Here is a 19,603-nt window from a genome sequence, read left to right as displayed (position 1 = left end):
TCCATTCATGTCCGTTAAGTGTGGTTCGGAACGGGTTCGTGTTGCAGAGGGTTGAACCCACTGCCTTTGAGTAGCCCGCATGGGGTGTGATTCGAGTCACATCCCCTGTTTCTGTCACACTGGGCTGCTATGGGGCAAGTTTCAAAGGACGGGTCAAATGGCGCAACGTCGGCCGGCGGGTCTCACAGCGATCCGCAAATTCTGGCCATGATGCGCGACGGCGACCCGGCGGCGTTCGATGTACTCTACCGGAGGCATGTGGCAGCGGCTCGATTTGTGGCCCGCGCCCAGACGGACAACCCCAGTGACGCGGAGGACGTGGTCTCGGAGGCGTTCGCCTCGATTTTCCAAGCCCTCAGTGAAGGCAAAGGACCGGACCAGTTCTTCCGCTCGTACCTTCTGACTGCCGTGCGCCGGATTGCCCATGACCGGAACCGGAAGGCCCGGCGCACGCAGGCCGTGGGTGACGACGAATTCTTGGACAGCGTTGCCGTTGACGAGGACACTGTGCTCGAGGCCTTCGAGTCCAGCACCATGGCGAAGGCGTTCAGGTCTCTTCCGGAACGCTGGCAGGCCGCGCTCTGGCATGTGGACATTGAAGGCCTGAAACCTGCCGCAGCCGCGCCCTTTATCGGATTGACCCCGAATGGCGTCTCCTCCCTCGTGATCCGGGCACGCGAGGGGCTCCGGCAGGCCTACCTGCAAAACCACATCAGCGTGTCCGGCGACGACCCATGCGTTGAATTTTCAAGCCAGCTCGGAAAATACGTCCGGGACGGCCTGAAACGCACGTCGCGCGAAAGGATAGCGGCCCACTTGGAGGAGTGCCCGAAGTGCACGGCCCTGCTGGTGGAACTCAATGATGTCCAAGCGGGCATGAAGGCATTCGTCTTCCCGTGGGTGGCCGGGATTGTCTTCACACCGGCAGTGGCCGCCGGCTTCCTCCCTGGAACGGCTCTTCTGGAGACCCTTGGCCCTGAAGGGGTCTTCTCCGACCCTTTCTTTTCCGAGAGGTTCCTTCCGGGAGGGCACGAACGGGCCACTGCGGGTCTTCGTTCGGCGGGTGGCTTGTGGAAGGTTGCAGCAGCTGCCCTGTTCGTTGCTGGCCTCGCGGTTGCCGGCGTCCTCATGTGGCTTGGACAGGCCGGCCCGGCGCCCTTTGCTGGAGCCGAGGTCCCGAGCAGCGCGCCATCCGCCCTTCCGGTACCCGTCCCGACAACGACGGCGGCACCCCCGCCGAGCATGGCGCCAACGTCGAACCCGTTCGCTAAAGCGGTGCCCCAACCCGCCGCGCCAGCGCCAGTGGTGCCCGAGGGGGTTCCTGCTCCGCAGGAGACGGTTGATTCCGGAACCGGTATCACGAACCCCGTTCCGCACACCGGTTCGTTGACGATCCACAAGTACCAAAAGCCGGCGACGGCGACCGGCCTGCCGAATAACGGGACGGCACTGACGGCGTCGCAATTGCAAGGGCTGACGCCGATGGCCGGGGTGACGTTCACGGTGCAGAAGGTGGACAACATTGACCTGACGACCAACGCTGGCTGGACTGCCGCGGCCGGCTTGACCCCCGCCCAGGCCGCCGCGCAGGCGGCTCCCCAAGGTTCCACGGCCACAACAAACGGCGCCGGAAGGGCAACTTTGGAGAACCTTCCGCTGGGCCTGTACCTGGTAACGGAAACGCGATACCCGGCGGGTGTGACTCCCTCGGCCCCGTTCCTGGTGACGCTGCCGATGACTGACCCTGCCGGCGGGGGACGCTGGCTGTATGACGTGAATGTCTACCCGAAGAACGCCGTAACCACGGCCACGAAGACTGTTGATGATGCGTCTGTGGTCAAGCTCGGTGACAACGTTCGGTGGACCATCACGAGTGATGTTCCGAACGTGATCCCGATCGATGGGTACCGGATCGTCGACAAGCTCGATGCGAAGCTGAGCTACACCAACTCGACGGTGGCGCTGTCCAACCGCGCCGCGTTAGTGCTGAATGCCGACTACACCATCGCGTTCGACACGGCCACCCACACCCTTACGGTCGAGTTCACGGCCAGCGGCCGGGCGATCCTGGCCGCCAACCCCACGGCCAAGGTCCTGGTCACGGTGAACACTGCCGTGAATACCGTGGGTGAGATCACGAACACGGCCGTCGTCTATCCGAACGCGGCCAGTTTCGCCATCGCCCCGGGCCAGCCCGGCGGCCCGCTGGTGACTCCTCCCGTGAGCACCACCGAGTGGGGCAGCATCGTTTTGCACAAGAAAGATGCCCAGAACTCGGCGGCCCTGGCCGGCGCTGTTTTCTCGGTGTATCCGAGCAAGGCTGACGCCTTGGCCGGTACCAATGCGATCAGCGTCGGAGGCGCCAGTTCGTGGACCACTGATGCCCGCGGCAACCTGGTGATCTCCGGCCTGCGTTACTCCGGACGGGCCAATGGAACCGACGTCGGCCCGGGCGAGGCGGGTTACCGGTCGTACTGGCTCGTCGAGACCAAGGCACCGGACGGCTACGCGCTGCTCGGCGAGCCCGTGGAGACGGCAGTCACGAGCAGCGACCCCTCCGTTGTGACAGTGACGATCGACAACATCAAACAGACCGCCGGGTTTTTCGAGCTGCCGACCACGGGTGTGGGGACCTGGGCGCTGACCGCCGGCGGGATCCTGGTACTGGCAGGTGCGGGCCTGTTCATGGTCTCCGGCCGCCGGAAGCGCCCCGTAGCGCGGTAAGGGCAGGCGCCGCCGGAACGTGACCCGGCCGGTGGCAGGCCGTCCGTTTCATGCCCCGCGCCAGCTACAGCGTGGCCCTGCGAAAAATACTTTCGATTTTCGCGTCACGAATCGCGGTTACCGCCCACTCGTTGAGTGGGCGGCAGTTTCTCCGGACTAGCCCCTAAAAATTTGATCTGTTTTCTGCGACACATCTCGCCGGAAGCGCGCACTTGAAGAGTAGAACCGTGCCCGCTCCCGAAAGTGACGCAAGAAAAGCCAATGAAGAAGTCCTTACCAGCCAAGCTGCTGGCGATTCTCCTCGCTGCCACGATGCTTTCCCTCGGATTGGGCAGCGTCCTGCCTTCACCAGCGTCTGCAACGACGCCCGGAACGCCGGGTGTGCCCCAGGCAGGTACGCCGGTCTATACCGAGGACTTTTCCAACCAGAACGCCTCGGCCGCCGCCGTCGACATCAGGAACTACGTGGGCGGTGCCGCGGCGGCGTTCTCCACCTACAGGGCGGACCCGCAGTACACGCCCGCCGGAGGACAGTGCGATGGCTGGATCCTCAACTCGTTCACGCCGCAGCCGCCAGCGTCGTTGGACAACGGATGCGCCAACAACGCGCCAACAGCGTGGCAGCAGCTTCAACAGATGGCGGTGCAGCTCGGCTTGGCGCAAGGGCAGACACCGGCGCAGGCTGCGAGCAACCAGGTTCTTTCGTCGCTCACCAACACCGGATCCGGTCTTATCGACGCCGGCACCCAATTCAGGACGGCCAGTTCGAATGCGATTCCGGCTATTCCGGGGCACTACTACGCAGTTTCCGCCTATTTCGCTGCGATGAACTGCCCTGCCCAAGGCGGCGCGGCCCAGCCGAAGGAGAGGTTCGCCATCCTCGTGAATGGCACTCCGTATGTGCTCAGCGCCGGGCTGAACCCATGTACCAACCCCACGTATTGGGGCGCGCAGGTCACCAAGCTGCAGTCCGCGGCTTACCAGATCCCGGCCGGCCCCGCGCCGTCACTCGGTTTGTGGCTTTACAACGCGACCGCAACCGGTAACGGCAACGATGTCGCGTTCGACCTGCCGCAGATCGTTGACGTGACCCCGCAGCTGGACAAGTCTTTCAGCCCGTCGCTCATCGCCCCTGGCCAGACGTCCACCGTGACGCTCACCGTGACCAACACGAGCGACCTGATGGCGAAGAACGACTGGAGCATCACGGATACGCTGCCTGCCGGCGTCGTGATCGCACCTGACCCCGCGATCGGTGGGACCTGCGCCCAGCAGGCAGATGCGGCCTTTGTCCGTACGGCAACCGCAGGTTCCAACACTTTCAGCGCCACCGGCGGCGACCTTGCCTTAGGTCAGGCCTCCTGCACGATCACCTTCAACGTGACGGCGGCGGCAGATGGCACCTATGTCAACGGGCCTGGCAATGTCGTCACCAATCTGAACCCGCCGGGGAACGCCACTTTGACCGTGCGGGCTCCCCGGATCACGTTGACGAAGGCGCTCGGTGCGCCCCGGGAGGCTGCGACCGACCAGTTCACGGTTCAAATCCGTACGGGCGGCGCGGCCGGCGCGGTGGTCAACAGCACCGCGAACTCGACCACAACAGGCACGGGGTCGGCGGTCACGGCCGGAACCGGCACCACCGGGGCCTACGTGGCCGCTGCCGGAACTCCGTATACCCTGACGGAGGCTGCTGCCGGAACTGCCAATCTTGCGAACTATGCCAGTACCGTCACGTGCACGGACTCGTACGGTCTGCAGCCCGGCCTGCCGAATGGTGCCACCTTTACCGGATCGCTGGGCATCACGCCGGTGGCCGGAGCGAACATCACCTGCACCTTGTCTAACAATGCCTTGCCCATCATCAACGTCGCGAAACAGGCGGGAACGGTTACTGGTCCGGACACGAACGGCAACTATGTAGCCAACTACACCATCACCGTTGCCAACACCGGGTCAGTGCCCGGCAGCTACGGACCGCTGACGGACACGCCGGCCTTCGCTTCAAACCTGGCTATCACGGGTGCGGCCTGGACGACGTCGGGGAGCGGGGCACCTGCTGGCGGCTCGTCATCGACCGCCGGCCCGTACACGCTGGCTCCAGCGGCTTCCGGCATCGCCCCGGGTGTCACGCATACCTTCGGCCTCGCGGTGACGTTCCGTTTCACGAATGCCTCGTCACTTTCGGCGTGTGCCGGCCCCGGGTCTGGCCTGTACAACTCAGTTGCGCTGCCAGCAGGGCAGGAGCAAGGCCCGACGACGGACAACTCCGCTTGCAGTACCCTCGCGCCCAACCTTGTTGCTTCCAAGACCGTTGACCCGGCCGCCGGGACCATGGTCCAGTCCGGCCAGGTGCTCACCTACACCCTGACCTTCGATAACACGGGTGGCACTGCCCCGGCTGCGGTCAGTTACACCGACTGGCTCGGGGACGTCCTGGATGCCTCAAGCTTCGTAGCCAATTCCATCACCACGACCACCACGAGCGGAGCTTCCCTTACTGTGGTCAACAACTCAGGAGCGCCGGCGAAGACTTTGAGTATCACGGGGGCGGTGGCTGCCCGCGCAAAGAGCGTCGTCACCTACCAGGTGAAGGTCAACGCTGCCGGCAGCCTTGGTGATGCCGCGCTTGAGAACTATCTGACCCCGTCGACCACTGTCACTTCGCCAACGAACTGTCCTGCAGGCAGTGCCACCTGCACAGTCAATCCGGTCGGTTCGTGGACGCTGGGCAAGGCCGCGTCTCCGGCATCGGGCACGTACATCAATCCGGGAGATCCCAGCGCAAACAGGGTGATCACCTACACAGTGACTGCCACCAATTCCACCGTCAACCCCATTACGGGGGTCACCCTTAGCGATGACCTCAGCCAGGTAGTGAACAACGCCGTATTCTCCGCCGGTTCGGCAAAGCTGAGCATCAACGGCGGCACCCCGGTATCGGTTCCGGACCCCGGAGCCGGCAGCAAGCTGCTTACGTCCTCGTTCACCCTCCCCGGCAATGCCACCGCGGTGTTGACGTACTCGGTGACCGTCAATTCGAATGCTTGGCTGGTCACCCTAAGGAACGGGGCCACGGGCAACGGGGTGGTCCCGCCGGCACGCTGCGTCACCGGTAGCGCGGCGCCGCTCGACCCTGCATGTTTCACCACGAACCCCACCACGGGCCACCTGTTCGTGCAGAAAGCAGGAGCCGGTGCGACCCAAGGTTCCACCGTCCCATTGACCGGTTCGACGTTTGAGATCCGCAATGATGCAGGCGGCCAAATGGGACCCACGGTGAGCGGGGTCAGCAGCGCCGTCTCCGGGTCACCTGGATTGGTCGAGGTCAGGAATCTTACTCCGGGAACTTACTGGCTGTTGGAGACCAAGGCTCCAAATGGCTTCTCACTCCTTGCCACCCCTGTGAAGTTCACTGTTGCAGGCAACGGCAGCATCGCCTTGGACCCGGCCACCGCCGGCAGGGCAGTGACTGTGAGCGGTCTGACGATCACGGTCCTTGACACAGCGGCGATCAAACTCCCATCCGCCGGCGGCCCAGGCGCTCCCGGCCTCCTTGGAGCGACCCTTGCCGGGTTCCTCCTCCTCATGACTTCCTTCGCCCTCCTCATCCTCAGGCGAAGGAACAAGACCCCAGAAAACCAGACTCCGTAGCGCAGCTCGGCGCAAATCAATGGGGGAACCAGAAAGGAACACAATGAAACCATCGAAGGTGGGGCGCGGCCTAGTAGCATCTCTGGCCGCACTAGCCTCAGCCGGGATGCTCGCCCTCGGAGCCGGAGGTGCATACGCGGCTAACACCGCGAACATCGATCCGTCCAAGACGGGTTCGCTGACCATCCACAAGTACGAGAAGCCGGCGACGCCGACCAACCTGCCCAACGACGGAACGGCACTGACTCCCGCCCAGACCGCGGCACTCAAGCCGATGGCCGGGGTCACGTTCACCGTGCAGAAGGTGAACAACATTGACCTGACCACCAACGCCGGCTGGACTGCGGCGGCTGCGTTGACCCCGGCCCAAGCCGCCGCGCAGGCGGCGAGCCCCGGCTCCACTACGACGACGGACGCCACGGGAACGGCGAGCCTAGGGAACCTTCCCCTCGGCTTGTACCTAGTGACGGAGACCGGCTACCCCGCCGGTGTCACGCCAGCGGCCCCGTTCCTGGTGACTCTTCCGATGACCGACCCCACCGGCGCGAACAGCTGGAAGTACGATGTGAACGTCTACCCGAAGAACGCCGTGACAACCGCGACGAAGACGGTGAGCGACACCTCCGCGATCAAGCTCGGCGACAACATCCAGTGGACCATCACGAGTGACATCCCGAACGTCAACCCGATCGACGGGTACCGGATCGTTGACAAGCTCGACCCGAAGCTCACCTACGCGAACTCGAGCGTGGCCCTGTCCAACGGCGCCACGCTGACGCTGAACACCGACTACACCATCACCTTCGACGCCACCACGAATACCCTCACGGTTGATTTCACCGCAAGCGGCCGGGCCATCCTGGCTGCCAACCCCACGGCCAAGGTCCGAGTCACGGTGAACACCGCGGTGAACACGGTCGGCGAGGTCACGAACACGGCCCTCATTTACCCTAACGCTGCCAGCTTCGCGATCGCTCCGGGCCAGCCGGGCGGCCCGCTGGTGACTCCACCGGTGAGCACCACCAAGTGGGGAAGCATCGTCTTGCACAAGAAGGACTCCCAGTCCGCGGCGGCACTGGCCGGCGCCACATTCTCGGTCTACCCCACCCAGGCGGACGCCGTTGCCGGCACCAACCCAATCACCGTCGGCGGTGCCAGTTCCTGGACCACCGACGCCACCGGCAACCTGGTCATCTCCGGGCTGCGCTACTCCAACTACGCTAACGGCGCGGCTGTGGCACCCGGCCAGCCCGGTTACCAGTCGTACTGGCTGGTGGAGACCAAGGCCCCGGCCGGTTACACACTGCTTGCCCAGCCAGTTGAGACCACGGTCACCAGCAACGATCCCTCAACCGTCACCGTGACGATCGATAACGTCAGGCAGAACGCCGGATTCCAGCTGCCACTCACCGGTGGTGCAGGGACCTGGGCGCTGACGGCAGGCGGGGTCCTCGTGCTGGCCGGGGCAGGCCTGTTCATGGTCACCGGTCGCCGGAAGCGCAACGAGGCAAAGTAGGCTTCCCTCCGCGACCTGCATCCCTCGATGCAGGGTATGGGGCATCCACCAAGCGGTGGGTGCCCCATACGGCTCCCGCCCATCAGACCAAGAGGCGCCAATGACCCAAACCCTGGAAGACGTCCGCTCCGGTGGAGCGGGCCGTCGAGCTGACCGGAGATTTATCGCCATGATGGTCATCGCAGCCATTGGTCTTGGCTTGGTCCTCTACCCACAGGCAGCAGACTGGTTTAGCTCGATATCGCACAACAGCAAGCTTTCCGGCTATGCCCAGGAAGTCGAACAACTCGAACCATCGGCCCGGACGAAGGTGTTGGACCGGGCGCGCGAATACAACTTCCGCATCCCCCAGGGACAGCTTCGGGACCCTTATTCCCCGCAGGGCCCCGCGTCGTTGGGTGGTCAATTGTCGGACTACCAGCGCCAGTTGAACGTAGCCAATGACGAGGTGATCGGCAGACTCCGCTACCCCGCCGTGAAAATTGACCTGCCAATCTTTCACGGGACCAGCGATGACGTCCTGGCCAAGGGAGTCGGCCACCTTTACGGCTCCTCCCTTCCCGTCGGTGGACCTGGAACACACAGTGTCCTGACTTCGCATTCAGGGATCCCGAACGCCGAGCTCTTCAATCCCCTTCACAGCGCCAAAACGGGCGATATCTTCTCAACTGAGGTGATGGACCACACTTTCCTGTACCGGGTGAATCGGATCGAGGTCGTGCAACCGGACGACATTTCCTCGCTGAAAATCATCGCGGGCGAGGATTCCATCACTCTGGTGACATGTACCCCTATCGGAGTCAATTCGCACAGGCTCCTGGTCCACGCTTCACGGATCGCAGACATCCCGAAAGACGCACCGGAACAGAAAACGCTCGCAGGACGACAAACCGTCGTTGAATTCCCGTTCTGGGCCGTGTACTTCATTGGCGGACTTTTGGCGTTCTATCTGGCATTCCGCCGATGGAACGGCCGACCCAGCCGACAAACTAAACGCCTCGGGCGGCCAAGGGCCTGAGGAACCTTTACTCCAGACAAGGAAGACCAAAATGGCCTCACATTTCAATCTCTACGTTGACGCGGACGCCTTGTTGCGGTTCCAACTCGTTACCGGAAATGGCGACGTACTGCTCACCTCGAATGCTTTTGAGGACGAAGATGCGGCAATCGCGGGGATCTGGTCGGTGCGCGAAGCGGCGGTAAGCGGGCGCATCGTCGATCTCACCGGTGCGGCGCCGGAAAACGACCCGGCCGACTAAGTCCTGGCGTCGGTACTGAGCCCGTCGATCCCTGATTCCCAAACATCTTGCGAAGTTCGCGACACGATTGCCTGCCAAGCGCCACATAGTTATTGCCGGGCATGCGAGGGAATCAGACTCCCGGCGGACCTGTTGGGGGCCGCGAACGAGTCTTCGGTTCTCGATGGGCCGCATGCCGGGCAGTGCCCCGGGCTGCGAGCCCCCATGCGAACCACGGTCCGGGGCACGCGCCGGGGTCAACGGATCCCGGCACGGCGTGCGGCTGGATCTGAGACCCCCAGCCGCACGCCACTTCAGTCGGTTAGTCTGGGCGCATGACAACTCGTGCCAACGAACTCACAGCCTTGGTCACCGGTGCTACCGCCGGGCTCGGTGCGCAATTCGCCCGCCAGCTGGCCGAATCCGGGCACCACCTCGTCCTCGTGGCCCGCGACGAAAGCCGGCTGAGAGCAAGTGCTGAGGTGCTTGAGCGGGACTTCAGCATCTCGGCGGAGGTCCTGCCCGCAGACTTGACCTCCGACGTCGGGGTGGCGGCTGTCGCTGCCAGGCTGCGGGACGCGTCGCGGCCAGTGGACGTGCTGGTCAACAATGCCGGAATCGGATTGCTTAACTCTTTCGAGAAGAACGATCTGGAGGACGAAAAGCGGCATTTGCGGCTGCATGTCCAGACGCCCATGGAGCTGTGCCACGCGGCTCTGGAGGTCATGTTGGCACGCAAGTCGGGCCGGATCATCAACGTTGCGAGCGTTGCGGCGTTCGCGAACCGGGGCAGTTACTCGGCGGCCAAGGCCTGGCAGGTCAGCTTCAGCCGCTGGGCGAATACCGCATACGCCGGCAGGGGAGTGAAAGTCACCGCGTTGTGCCCGGGCTTCACCCACACCGAGTTCCACGATCGCATGGGAATGGACAAGTCGGTGGCTCCGGGCTTCTTGTGGCTCAAGGCCGAGCGCGTCGTCCGGGAAGGACTGGAGGACAACGCGAAGGGCAAAGGGGTTTCCATACCGTCGAAGCGTTACAAAGCGATCACCGCCGTCATGCGCTTCCTCCCGGCGAAGCTTACGTCTGGTCCGCCCCGCGTCGCGGCGAAGCAATCCGGGCCCGCAAAGTAGGCGGGCGCTTCTGGACCAGCACCGCCACCGCAATCCCGACCACGGCTCCCACGAACGTCTCCACACCGCGTTCCACGACCAGCACGCCGGGATCGGCGGGCGCAGCCAGCTGGGTCATCAGCAAGATGACCGGAGTAAAGAACACCATCGCCCAGCCGTAATGCCGGGCCATGAACAACTCGGTGGGGAACTGGAACCCTATGACCAGCAGGACGAGGATCAGGTCGGTTTGTCCCGGGAAATACTGCAGGGGAGACAATGGCCCCGGATAGAGTACGACGGCGACAATCACCAATCCGAGGAACGTTCCCGCAATGCGGTGGATTCCACGGAGTAGCCGGCTCGGCATATCAGCTCCGGCCAGTGGAACGGCGGCCGCTGCCATGGCCCAATGCGGATGCCCGCTGCCGGTGAGCACTCCGCAAGCACCCCCCGCGCCAACGGCGAGCACATACCGGACCGCGTGGAGCACGGCTCCTCGACGCAGCTCCGCCGAGGATGCAGGAATGTCCCGGACAGCGCCGCGCTCCCACACGCGGTACCGGAGCCACCCGGCGAAACCCACCACCATGGAAAACGCTGCTGACGCTGCACAGATCAGAACCGCGGCAAGCAAGGGGATCTGAGCTGGAACGGAAGCGCAGGCTCCCAAGGCAAAAATTCCGAAGAACGGGCCATTGGGCTTGAGCCGGACCTTGTCCGCGAACAGTGAACCCACCCCCGCAAGGAGCGCCTCGATCGCAACCAAGCCCCAGGAGTGGATTTGGGCGACGGACAAGAAGGTGCCCACGGAGACGCCGGTCACGAGTACCGCTGCGGCCTGGGCCTGGTGCTTGAGCCGCAGTTGGTGCGATTCGGCACGACCGTACATCCCGGTCAGGGCGCCAAAGACGGCATAGATGATGAGGTCCGGCCGGCCAACCGCGAGGAGAACAAGCGCCGGCACGGCGACGCTCAGTGCGACGCGGACGGCAGCAAGGTGATCGTTGCTTGCCGGCGGCACGGTATGAAGCGCGCGGGCAAGGGCCACAATTGATCGCAACGGGACACCACCAATCAATTCAGCCGATCATTCGGAAGGTATCAGCAGTCCCAGATCCGCGCCATTAGTTGAGTCACAACGCTTCCTTTGTGTCGACCGCTGTTCCGGAACGGTGGGAGGATCGAAGCATGACTGTGTCGTTCACATGCCGTACGCATATCGGAATGGAACCCGGGAAGCTCTTCGACCTCGCTCGCACTGTCGAGGCGCACGTCGGCTCCATGGCCAAGTCGCGCGAACGTGCGGTTGCCGGCGTCGTGTCCGGACTGCTCTCGGAAGGCGACGAAGTCACGTGGCGGGCTTGGCACTTCGCCGTCCCCCTGCGGATGACTAGCCGCATAACCCGGTTTCGATTCCCTGATTCGTTCACGGACGAGCAGGTGCGCGGTCCCTTCCGATTCTTCCGGCACCTGCACGAGTTCCTGCCCGACGACGGCGGCACGCTCATGATCGATCACGTCGAGTTCGCGGCGCCCTTCGGCGTCGTGGGCCGGCTTGCGGAGAAAGCTTTCCTGGGGCAATACCTGCAGAACCTCATCGAACAGCGCAACAAATACCTGGCCCGCATCGGTGCTGCCGCATGATCAGGGCAGCCCGCCGGGACGAAATGGAACGGCTTCGCGGGATCGAGCTCGCCGCAGGCGAGATCTTCCGCTCCTGTGGAATGGATGCCATCGCAGACGACGAGCCGTTGACCGTCACGGAGCTCGCTCTCTATCAGGCGCGCGGTGGTGCCCTGGTCTTTGCCGACGCGTCAGACATTCCCGTGGCGTATCTCCTCATTGAATACCTTGACGGCAGCGCGCATGTTGAACAGTTGAGCGTCCACCCGTCGCATGCGCGGCGGGGTCTCGGGAGCGAGTTGCTCGACGTTGCCGAAAAGCGGGCGCAGGCCGAGGGATTTGAGTGGCTGACCCTGACCACGTTCCGGGATGTTCCGTGGAATGGTCCCTACTATCGGAGGCTGGGATTCGAGGAACTGGACCCGGAGATGTTGGACGACGGACTCCGCGGCATCCTGGACTGCGAGGGTTTGGCGGGCCTAAGCCGTTGGCCAAGGATCGCCATGCGGCGGCGCGTGAGGTCAATTCCCGGCTAGGACCATTCTGTCAGTCTGTATTGACATGCATCGACTGTCAGTCCAAACTGACAGCATGAATGGTGATGAACTGACTGCCCACATCCCGCCGGGGGACCCGGCAATCGGCCTCCGTGCTGTCGGCGCCCTGCACCGCTTGGCTGAAAAGGTGGAGGCCACCAATGTCGCCCTCGCGCGGGAGCAGGGTTGGTCATGGGAGCAAATCGGTGATGCCTTGGGCGTCTCCAAGCAGTCGGTCCACGCCAAGCACGGAAAGTGAGCCTGCCATGTTTGAACGATTTGCCGGCGAAGCAAGGACCGCTGTCCACGCCGGCGCCGAAGAAGCCAGACGCCGTGGAGACCGGAGGATCGGCACGGACCATTTGCTGCTGGGACTACTCCACGACCCGGAGAGCTGCCGGACTTTGGCGACCGACCTCGAATCCGCCCGGGCCGAGCTCGATGCCCTCGATCGAAAGGCGCTGGAAGCCGTTGGGGTCACGTTGGAGGACTTCGGCCCGCTGAATGCGCCGAAGGGAAGCAGCCGGACCACCTTCACCTCGGCCGCCCGTTCGGTCATCCAGGACTCCCTCATGCAAACCACCCGGGAGAAGGCACGAAGGATCACCACCCGGCACCTCTTGCTCGCCCTGCTCGAGCGGCGGCAACCGGATCCGGCCGCCGATTTGCTCAAGAAGTTGGGCGTGGATGCGGCGGCGCTCAAGGCGCGGCTCCAAAATCCGGGGTCCTAGGCAGCAGCCTGCTTCCGCGCCCCTACGGTTCGCTCGCCTAGCCCGCCACCAGCTCCACCTCGTAGCCGTCCGTATTCACCAGATAGGCCGCGTAGTGGTCGGGGCTGCCGGCGTGGGGATATTTGCTTTCGAACATCTCATACCAGCCTGAGTCGGCGCCGAGTTCGCGGAGCCGGTCCACGTTCTCGCTCGTGCCGGCATGGAAGGCAAGGTGGTTGAGGCCGGGTTCGGTCCTGCGGTGCGTGCTTCCCGTGAGGGCCGTGGACTGTTCGACCACGATGTACGTCCCTCCGAGTTTCCAGCTGCAGCCCTCGGCCCACTCCTGGAATGGTTCGTAGCCCAGTTGGGCCAGCAACCAGCCCCACTCTTCCTTCGCGCGGCTGATGTGGGGCACCCAAATTTCTACGTGGTGCAGCGAGCCCACCGGAACATCAGCCATGCGCAGAGTCTACGTTTGCGGGGCGCCCGCGGGAATGCCGGGCAACTCCACGACAAATGCCGCGCCACCCTCCGGCGCCGCGCGCACGCTGATGCGGCCACCCATCCGCTCCACGATCCTTGCCGCAATGGACAAACCCAGTCCGCTTCCCACTGGCCGTTCCCCGCTGTATCTGGCAAAGAGCGCACCGCGTTCAAAAGCGACGGCGGCGTCCGCCTCCGTGAGGCCAGGGCCGCCGTCGCGCACTTCAACGGTGAGTACGTTGCCGGAACGGTCGGCAGCGAGCACAACGGGAGCGTATTCAGGTGTCACGCGCAGCGCGTTTTCCAGCAGTCCGTCCACCACTTGGCGAAGCCGCTGGCCGTCGCAGCTGACCGGCAACGGCCCGGAAGGAAGTTCGAGCCGGCCCGCAATCCCGTTCTGGACGCAGACTGCCTGCCAGGCCTGCCAACTCTCGCGCAGGATCAATGACGCGTCCACGGACTGCACTTCCAGGCGGAAATCGTCGGACTCCAGCCGCGCCAATTCCAGGAGATCGCGGACAAAACGGTCCAAGCGGTTGGTTTCAGCAACGAGCGTCCGCCCGACTCCGCTGACGTCGTCGCCGCTCACCACGCCGTCGGCAAGCGCTTCGGCGTAGCCGCGCAGCGCCGTCAGGGGCGTCCGGATTTCGTGCGAAATGGAGAGAAGGAACTCGCGTTGGCGGCCCTCACTGGTCCGGAGCGCCGCGTCGAGCGCCGCCAGCGCCTCCGAAACCGCGACCACTTCGGCCGGACCGCCCGGCTCCACAGCAACGGACCGCTCCCCGGCCGCGAGCCGATGGGCCGAAAGTGCCGTGCGCACCAAGGGCCGGCTCAACCACTGCGCCAACAGGCCGCCCGCCACGATGGCGAACACGAGGCACACCGCGAGGGCAATCAGCATGCGGCTCAGCAGCGGAGCGGCGGCCGCGCGGATTTCCGACACGGGCTGTGCCAGGACCACTCCACCGCCGGACGCCAAGGGCCGGCCCTCGAGGACAACGGTGTTCTGCGGACCGTTCACCGACGTCGATACAGACCGTCCCGCCAATACCTCCGAGACGGTCTTCGCATCCACAAGCCTTGCCCCGCCGCCTATCACGCGGCCATCGGCGCTGATCTGCGCGAGCCTCGCACCGTGCGTGAGCAGGTCCGCGCGCAGGTCCTGCAGGTTCCCCAGGCTCGACTGCTTGACCAAGGAATCGGCTTCGACAGCAAGGTACTTCTTGGCTTCGTCCACCGCTGTGGCGTTGACCAATTGCGCCGCCAGAAGGCCGGCAAGCACGACGGCGACGGTCGCGACGGCGGCGATCACCGCCGTCGTGCGGCCAGCCAGTGTGCCGAACCAGCGCCTCACGTGGCGTCCCGGGCTCTGGAGCGGTTCCCGGCGACGGCCGAGTAGCCGACGCCGCGGCTCGTGACGATGGGGGAGTGCTCGCCGAGCTTTGCACGGAGCTGCGCGATGTGCACATCCACTGTCCGTCCGGCAGCATAGCTGGCCTGCCCCCACACGGCGGAAAGGAGTTGTTCCCGGGAAAAGACGCGGCCGGGCTGGGCCATGAGATAGGCGAGGAGATCGAATTCGGTGGCTGTCAGGGTAATTTCTTCGGCGCCCGCGCGAGCGGTTCGGTTCAGCGGATCCAGTTCCACGCTGCCGAGCACGAGCGGTTTGGAACGTGGGGTCCCATCCGTCCGGCGCAGGACGGCCTTGACCCGGGCCACCAGTTCGGAGGGCGAAAACGGCTTGGTGAGGTAGTCGTCCGCGCCCAATTCCAGTCCAAGGACGCGGTCCACTTCCTCGTCGCGAGCAGTGACGAACAGGACCGGTGTCCAGTCCTCTGCCTGCCGCAGTTGCCGGCACAGCTCGATCCCGTCCAATCCGGGTAGCCCGACGTCCAGGACTACTGCGACCGGTTTGAGCCGCCTGATCTGCGCCAGCGCGGATACACCGTCCCGCTCCACGTGTACACCGAACCCTGCGCGGGCCAGGTAGAGGCGCTGGATATCGGCAATTGCCCGTTCATCCTCGGCAATAAGCACCAATCCGCGGCTGTCTTCCATGCGTCCATTCAACAGCATGCATCGAGCCCTTGGAGCGCCCGCACAGGCCCCGGCGGACAGTCTTACATTCCTCGAACATTGGCCGAACAGTCAGTTCATGCGGCCGGACCAGAGTGTGGTGAAGAGAGCCGGAGGACCGACCCCCGGCCGGAACGAAGGACACGGACGTGAACAACAGCACCCCGAACTCCACTACCCCCGCTGAAGGCCGCAAGCGCACCAAGGCCCGCACCGTCGTCGTCGGCTTCTTGGCAGCCGGCCTCCTCTTGGGCGGCGGCGCGATCGCCGCCAACGCGGCTACCTCAAGCAGCACGAGCGCGACGGCGGCCGCCACCTCCCAGCCCGACGCGACGGCCCGCGCGCGGCATCCGCTGGCGGCGGCCATGCGCTTCTTCGTGAACGGTGACAGCAGCAAGCCGAACTACGGCGAACACGCCGCCAAAATCGCAACGATCATCCTGGACAAGCATCCGGAACTGGCCGAAAAGCTCCCAGCCGCGCTCCAGGCGGACCTGAAAGCGTTGAAAGATGCACCGGAAGGGGACCGGGTGGCGAAGGCACTCCACATCAGGGACACCGCGCTGGACGGCGGATATGGTCCGAGGATCCAGGCGCAGGCAAAGCGGATGCAGGACCAGAAAGCCGACCGCAAGGCCTAACGCTTAACGCCAGCAAGGGCTTAAACGGCAGCAAGGCTGGTTGTTCGTAGCAAGATCGCTACAAACAACCAGCCTTGCTTGGTGACGGCCTAGGCGGGAACGGGATCCCGGTCCGGGCCGGCCCCTGCGAGGGTGCCGTCGTCGAACGGCATTTCGTCCAGGTCGATCAACGGGTTGGTGTCCTGGGTTGCCACGAGCTCACGGGCCTCGGCCGGGGTGTCCACGCTCGGCATGGAGCCCGGAAGCGGGCGCTGTGCGGATTCGCGCAGGAAGTAGATGGCGATCGCACCTACGACGGACGTGCCCATGAGGTAATACGCGGGCATCATGTCGTTGCCGGTTCCCTGGATCAAAGCAGCGACAATGAACGGCGTGGTGCCGCCGAAGATCGCGACGGAGAAGTTGTAGGCGATGCCCATTCCCCCGTATCGGCTCGACGTCGGGAACAGCGCCGGGAGCGCGGAGGCGAGGTTTGCCACGTAGAACGTGACGGGGAAGGCGATCAGGGCGAGGCCGGCAAGAGTGGACCAGACTTCGCCGATGCCCATCAGGAGGAAGGCCGGAACGGCGAACAGGACGGTGCTGATGGCGCCGATCCACAATACGGGGCGGCGGCCGATCCGGTCCGAGAGCTTGCCCGTCAGCGGGATGCAGACTGCCATGACGACCAACACGGGGATGGTCAGCAGGGTGCCGTGAACGGGGTCGTAGCCCTTGGACTCGGTCAGGTAGGTGGGCATGTAGGATGTCAGCATGTAGCCAACCGTGTTGGCGGCTGCGGCAAGGATCATGGCGAGGATGATCTGGCGCCAGTATGCCTTGACGATCCCGATCGGGCCCTTGGCCACTGCGGCGTCGCCCGCTTCGGCGTCGGCGACGAGGGCCTCCTGGGCATCCAAAGTGGCTTGGAACTGCGGCGATTCCTCGATCTTGCTACGGAAGTATACGGCGATGACCCCGAGCGGACCCGCGATGAGGAACGGCAGTCGCCAGCCCCAGTCCTCCATGGCCGATTGGCCGATGGTGAGCTGCAGGACGGACACGAGGGCCGCGCCCAAGGCGAAGCCGATGTAGGAGCCCATGTCCAGGAAGCTCGCGAAGAACCCGCGGCGCTTGTCCGGAGCGTATTCGCTCACGAACGTCGTGGCGCCGGCATACTCGCCGCCGGTCGAGAAACCCTGGATGAGTTTGAGGATGACAAGCAGCGCGGCGGCCATGATGCCGATCTGCGCATAACCAGGCAGGAGTCCGACGGCGAAGGTGCTTGCCGCCATCAGCAAGAGCGTTGTGGCGAGCACTTTTTGGCGGCCCACCTTATCGCCCAACCATCCGAAGACTATGCCTCCGAGGGGGCGTGCCACGAACGTTGCGGCGAACGTTCCCAGCAGGAAGAGTGTCTGCACGGACTTGTCGGCCTCGGGCAGGAAGACGGGCCCCATGGTGGTGATGAGGTAGCCGAACACTCCAACGTCGTACCATTCCATGGTGTTGCCGACGATCGTGCCGCCGAGTGCTTTTTTCAGCGTTGGCTGGTCCACCACGTTGACGTCGGATACCTTGAGTCGACGGCGTGTTGGAAGTTTCAATTTTGAGGCACCGCGAGGTGCGGTCTTGCTGCTTGCAGCGGCGTTCCTAGCGCCTGCTGAAGAGTCGGTGATGCTTCGGTCTGTGGGCATTTGTGTTTCTCCTAGGGAGATCATTTGCTTGGGACATAGAGCTGCTCCGCTCCGGACAGGGTTTAGATTTTACGCGAGATTCGCCGAATCTTTGAGTTGGCTCCCGGGGTCCGGGGCCGTTCCGGGCGCTTTTGGGCCCAAATGCCTGACATCTATTTGCCCAGTTCAGCCCCGGAATCACGCGGATTTTTGGGCGCCTCGAGGGTGTGTGACCAAGTTGTCTTATTTAGTGGCCGGAAAAGTCAGTTGGCTGATCATTTTCGGCGGTCTTTTCGCGACTTCCCAGCACCACGGTGGCATCGAATTCCTCGGACTGACATATCCGGGCGGTCAGCCCGGCGTCCTCGAGCAGGGCCGCCGTCGTCGGGGCCTGCCGGACGCTCGTTTCGATCAGGAGCCGGCCCCCGGGAGCCAGCCACAACGAAGCCTCCCCGGCGATCTTGCGCTGCACGTCCAAACCGTCCGCGCCGCCGTCGAGCGCCACCCGCGGTTCATGGAGCCGGGCCTCCGGCGGCATCATCCCGATCGAGTGCGTGGGCACGTACGGAGCGTTCGCCACCAAGAGGTCAACCCGGCCGCGAAGAGAGTCCGGCAGCGCCGAGTACAGATCGCCTTCATGGACCTGGCCGCCAACCGGGCCGAGGTTCCGGCGGGCGCAGCGGACCGCCGCGGGGTCGACGTCGGCCGCGTGAAGTTCGATGCCTCCCACCGCGGCCGCCAAAGCGGCACCGACAGCGCCGGAACCACAGCAAAGATCGACGACGACGGCGCCCGGCCGGGCGAGGCGGGCCGCCTCCTCGACAAGGTACTCAGTGCGGCGCCGGGGGACGAAGACGCCCGGGTCCACCGCGATGTGCTGGCCGTGGAACTCAGCCCAGCCCAGGAGATATTCAAGGGGCTGCCCCGAGACCCGTCGTTCGACCAAACGCTCGAGCCCCTCTGGAGTGTCGGCCGCTGCTATCAGGAGGCCGGCCTCGTCCTCGGCGAAGACGCAGCCGGCAGCACGGAGCCGTGACGTGATGGCGGAATGCGACGGCTGGAGCGAGGGTGCTGACATGGGAGGCCTTTCGGGACGCCGAGGGGTGCAAAAACGGCGCTGGGTGCCTAGTGTGGGTACATGGGAACACTGATTTTTGAATAGACTAGCGGGCCGCCGCTGAGTTTGAAACGACAAAAAATCCACGCCTGTTGAGGCCTCGCCTCCGCGCCGTTCCTGTCTCTTCCAACAGACCCAGGGTCCCGCAGCGGACGTCGCTTCCTCCTCTGGCGGATCCTGCAGACAAGCGGATCGCTCACACCTAGGATGAAAAATCCCTTCGTTTCAATGCAGAAAGGAAGAACGATGCTTGCAAAGCGCGATGAGCAACAAATCGACTCCGAGCTAGCCAGCCACTTGATCGAGTCCATGGATAAGGCGCCCATGCCGGCCCCCGCAACCGTGGCGATGGCCCTCGGACCGGCCAAAGGACCGGCTTGGCCGGACGTCAGCGGCAAGATCAATAACCCCAAGGACCGCGGCGCCAGCCACGGCCGAGTGGGCCAGCAAGCGGCGGTTACCGCGGTCCACCGCACCAGCCGGCCCCAGATGCCGCACTCCTCTTAGGGCCTATATTT

The 19,603-nt window shown here is 64.4% G+C and carries 18 protein-coding genes; 12 read left to right on the top strand and 6 right to left on the bottom strand.

The window, feature by feature from the left end:
• Positions 1–207: 207 nt before the first annotated feature.
• From L0B83_RS08630 to L0B83_RS08605, 6 genes are all read left to right on the top strand, one after another.
• Positions 208–2,724, top strand: coding sequence for a SpaH/EbpB family LPXTG-anchored major pilin (locus L0B83_RS08630; protein WP_234758001.1), 2,517 nt, complete (start codon positions 208–210; stop codon positions 2,722–2,724).
• 261 nt (positions 2,725–2,985) lie between these two features.
• A complete protein-coding gene (locus L0B83_RS08625; protein ID WP_234758000.1) occupies positions 2,986–6,378 on the top strand; it encodes a beta strand repeat-containing protein in 3,393 nt (1,130 codons plus the stop codon).
• Between the two features lie 19 nt (positions 6,379–6,397).
• Complete coding sequence (locus L0B83_RS08620) at positions 6,398–7,894, top strand: SpaH/EbpB family LPXTG-anchored major pilin (protein ID WP_308193969.1); 1,497 nt, start codon at positions 6,398–6,400, stop codon at positions 7,892–7,894.
• Positions 7,895–7,994: 100 nt separating this feature from the next.
• Positions 7,995–8,912, top strand: coding sequence for a class C sortase (locus L0B83_RS08615; RefSeq protein ID WP_234757998.1), 918 nt, complete (start codon positions 7,995–7,997; stop codon positions 8,910–8,912).
• 31 nt (positions 8,913–8,943) lie between these two features.
• Positions 8,944–9,153 (top strand): YegP family protein, encoded by a 210-nt coding sequence (locus L0B83_RS08610; protein WP_234757997.1) that lies wholly within the window; start codon positions 8,944–8,946, stop codon positions 9,151–9,153.
• Between the two features lie 314 nt (positions 9,154–9,467).
• Positions 9,468–10,262 (top strand): SDR family NAD(P)-dependent oxidoreductase, encoded by a 795-nt coding sequence (locus tag L0B83_RS08605; protein WP_234757996.1) that lies wholly within the window; start codon positions 9,468–9,470, stop codon positions 10,260–10,262.
• Here the strand turns inward: L0B83_RS08605 and L0B83_RS08600 are convergent.
• Positions 10,210–11,304 carry an FUSC family protein gene (locus L0B83_RS08600; protein ID WP_234757995.1) on the bottom strand — a complete coding sequence of 365 codons (1,095 nt, stop codon included), beginning with the start codon at positions 11,302–11,304 and terminating at the stop codon, positions 10,210–10,212. The two genes, L0B83_RS08605 and L0B83_RS08600, sit on opposite strands and share 53 nt — an antisense overlap.
• Positions 11,305–11,432: 128 nt before the next feature.
• Between L0B83_RS08600 and L0B83_RS08595 the strand changes: the two genes are divergently transcribed.
• From L0B83_RS08595 to L0B83_RS08580, 4 genes are read left to right on the top strand one after another with little or no spacing between them, the layout of a single operon-like run.
• The gene (locus L0B83_RS08595) at positions 11,433–11,888 is read left to right on the top strand and encodes an SRPBCC family protein (RefSeq protein ID WP_234757994.1); all 456 of its coding nucleotides are present in this window, start codon (positions 11,433–11,435) and stop codon (positions 11,886–11,888) included.
• On the top strand, positions 11,885–12,403 hold the full coding sequence (locus L0B83_RS08590) for a GNAT family N-acetyltransferase (protein WP_234757993.1): 519 nt from the start codon (positions 11,885–11,887) through the stop codon (positions 12,401–12,403). Before L0B83_RS08595 ends, L0B83_RS08590 begins: the two co-directional genes overlap by 4 nt.
• 55 nt (positions 12,404–12,458) lie before the next feature.
• Positions 12,459–12,662: a helix-turn-helix domain-containing protein gene (locus tag L0B83_RS08585; RefSeq protein ID WP_234757992.1), complete on the top strand. Its 204-nt coding sequence runs from the start codon at positions 12,459–12,461 to the stop codon at positions 12,660–12,662.
• A gap of 7 nt (positions 12,663–12,669) precedes the next feature.
• A complete protein-coding gene (locus L0B83_RS08580) occupies positions 12,670–13,134 on the top strand; it encodes a Clp protease N-terminal domain-containing protein (protein WP_234757991.1) in 465 nt (154 codons plus the stop codon).
• A 37-nt stretch (positions 13,135–13,171) separates the two neighbouring features.
• Here L0B83_RS08580 and L0B83_RS08575 read toward each other — a convergent pair whose 3' ends face one another.
• The 3 genes from L0B83_RS08575 to L0B83_RS08565 are packed head-to-tail and all read right to left on the bottom strand — an operon-like array spanning position 13,172 to position 15,654.
• The gene (locus L0B83_RS08575; RefSeq protein WP_234757990.1) at positions 13,172–13,573 is read right to left on the bottom strand and encodes a VOC family protein; all 402 of its coding nucleotides are present in this window, start codon (positions 13,571–13,573) and stop codon (positions 13,172–13,174) included.
• 9 nt (positions 13,574–13,582) lie between these two features.
• Positions 13,583–14,950: a sensor histidine kinase gene (locus L0B83_RS08570; RefSeq protein ID WP_234757989.1), complete on the bottom strand. Its 1,368-nt coding sequence runs from the start codon at positions 14,948–14,950 to the stop codon at positions 13,583–13,585.
• Positions 14,947–15,654 (bottom strand): response regulator transcription factor, encoded by a 708-nt coding sequence (locus L0B83_RS08565; RefSeq protein ID WP_234757988.1) that lies wholly within the window; start codon positions 15,652–15,654, stop codon positions 14,947–14,949. Before L0B83_RS08565 ends, L0B83_RS08570 begins: the two co-directional genes overlap by 4 nt.
• Before the next feature lie 167 nt (positions 15,655–15,821).
• Between L0B83_RS08565 and L0B83_RS08560 the strand changes: the two genes are divergently transcribed.
• Complete coding sequence (locus L0B83_RS08560; RefSeq protein WP_234757987.1) at positions 15,822–16,313, top strand: hypothetical protein; 492 nt, start codon at positions 15,822–15,824, stop codon at positions 16,311–16,313.
• Positions 16,314–16,402: 89 nt separating this feature from the next.
• Here L0B83_RS08560 and L0B83_RS08555 read toward each other — a convergent pair whose 3' ends face one another.
• Positions 16,403–17,989: an MFS transporter gene (locus L0B83_RS08555; protein ID WP_234757986.1), complete on the bottom strand. Its 1,587-nt coding sequence runs from the start codon at positions 17,987–17,989 to the stop codon at positions 16,403–16,405.
• Positions 17,990–18,215: 226 nt separating this feature from the next.
• Complete coding sequence (locus tag L0B83_RS08550) at positions 18,216–19,046, bottom strand: putative protein N(5)-glutamine methyltransferase (RefSeq protein ID WP_234757985.1); 831 nt, start codon at positions 19,044–19,046, stop codon at positions 18,216–18,218.
• 285 nt (positions 19,047–19,331) lie between these two features.
• On the opposite strand from L0B83_RS08550, the gene L0B83_RS08545 reads away from it, so the two are divergent.
• The gene (locus L0B83_RS08545) at positions 19,332–19,592 is read left to right on the top strand and encodes a hypothetical protein (protein ID WP_234757984.1); all 261 of its coding nucleotides are present in this window, start codon (positions 19,332–19,334) and stop codon (positions 19,590–19,592) included.
• Positions 19,593–19,603 lie beyond the last annotated feature (11 nt).

Source organism: Arthrobacter alkaliphilus, from assembly GCF_021483235.1.
GTDB lineage: Bacteria > Actinomycetota > Actinomycetes > Actinomycetales > Micrococcaceae > Arthrobacter > Arthrobacter alkaliphilus.
This window is presented reverse-complemented; position numbering and strand designations above follow the sequence as displayed.

Coding starts and splice junctions, on each gene's coding strand:
- L0B83_RS08580 (WP_234757991.1), top strand. CDS start 12,670: ATGTTTGAACGATTTGCCGGCGAAGCAAGGACCGCTGTCCACGCCGGC.
- L0B83_RS08625 (WP_234758000.1), top strand. CDS start 2,986: ATGAAGAAGTCCTTACCAGCCAAGCTGCTGGCGATTCTCCTCGCTGCC.
- L0B83_RS08595 (WP_234757994.1), top strand. CDS start 11,433: ATGACTGTGTCGTTCACATGCCGTACGCATATCGGAATGGAACCCGGG.
- L0B83_RS08590 (WP_234757993.1), top strand. CDS start 11,885: ATGATCAGGGCAGCCCGCCGGGACGAAATGGAACGGCTTCGCGGGATC.
- L0B83_RS08585 (WP_234757992.1), top strand. CDS start 12,459: ATGAATGGTGATGAACTGACTGCCCACATCCCGCCGGGGGACCCGGCA.
- L0B83_RS08615 (WP_234757998.1), top strand. CDS start 7,995: ATGACCCAAACCCTGGAAGACGTCCGCTCCGGTGGAGCGGGCCGTCGA.
- L0B83_RS08630 (WP_234758001.1), top strand. CDS start 208: ATGATGCGCGACGGCGACCCGGCGGCGTTCGATGTACTCTACCGGAGG.
- L0B83_RS08545 (WP_234757984.1), top strand. CDS start 19,332: ATGCTTGCAAAGCGCGATGAGCAACAAATCGACTCCGAGCTAGCCAGC.
- L0B83_RS08610 (WP_234757997.1), top strand. CDS start 8,944: ATGGCCTCACATTTCAATCTCTACGTTGACGCGGACGCCTTGTTGCGG.
- L0B83_RS08550 (WP_234757985.1), bottom strand. CDS start 19,046: ATGTCAGCACCCTCGCTCCAGCCGTCGCATTCCGCCATCACGTCACGG.
- L0B83_RS08575 (WP_234757990.1), bottom strand. CDS start 13,573: ATGGCTGATGTTCCGGTGGGCTCGCTGCACCACGTAGAAATTTGGGTG.
- L0B83_RS08605 (WP_234757996.1), top strand. CDS start 9,468: ATGACAACTCGTGCCAACGAACTCACAGCCTTGGTCACCGGTGCTACC.
- L0B83_RS08555 (WP_234757986.1), bottom strand. CDS start 17,989: ATGCCCACAGACCGAAGCATCACCGACTCTTCAGCAGGCGCTAGGAAC.
- L0B83_RS08620 (WP_308193969.1), top strand. CDS start 6,398: ATGGGGGAACCAGAAAGGAACACAATGAAACCATCGAAGGTGGGGCGC.
- L0B83_RS08565 (WP_234757988.1), bottom strand. CDS start 15,654: ATGGAAGACAGCCGCGGATTGGTGCTTATTGCCGAGGATGAACGGGCA.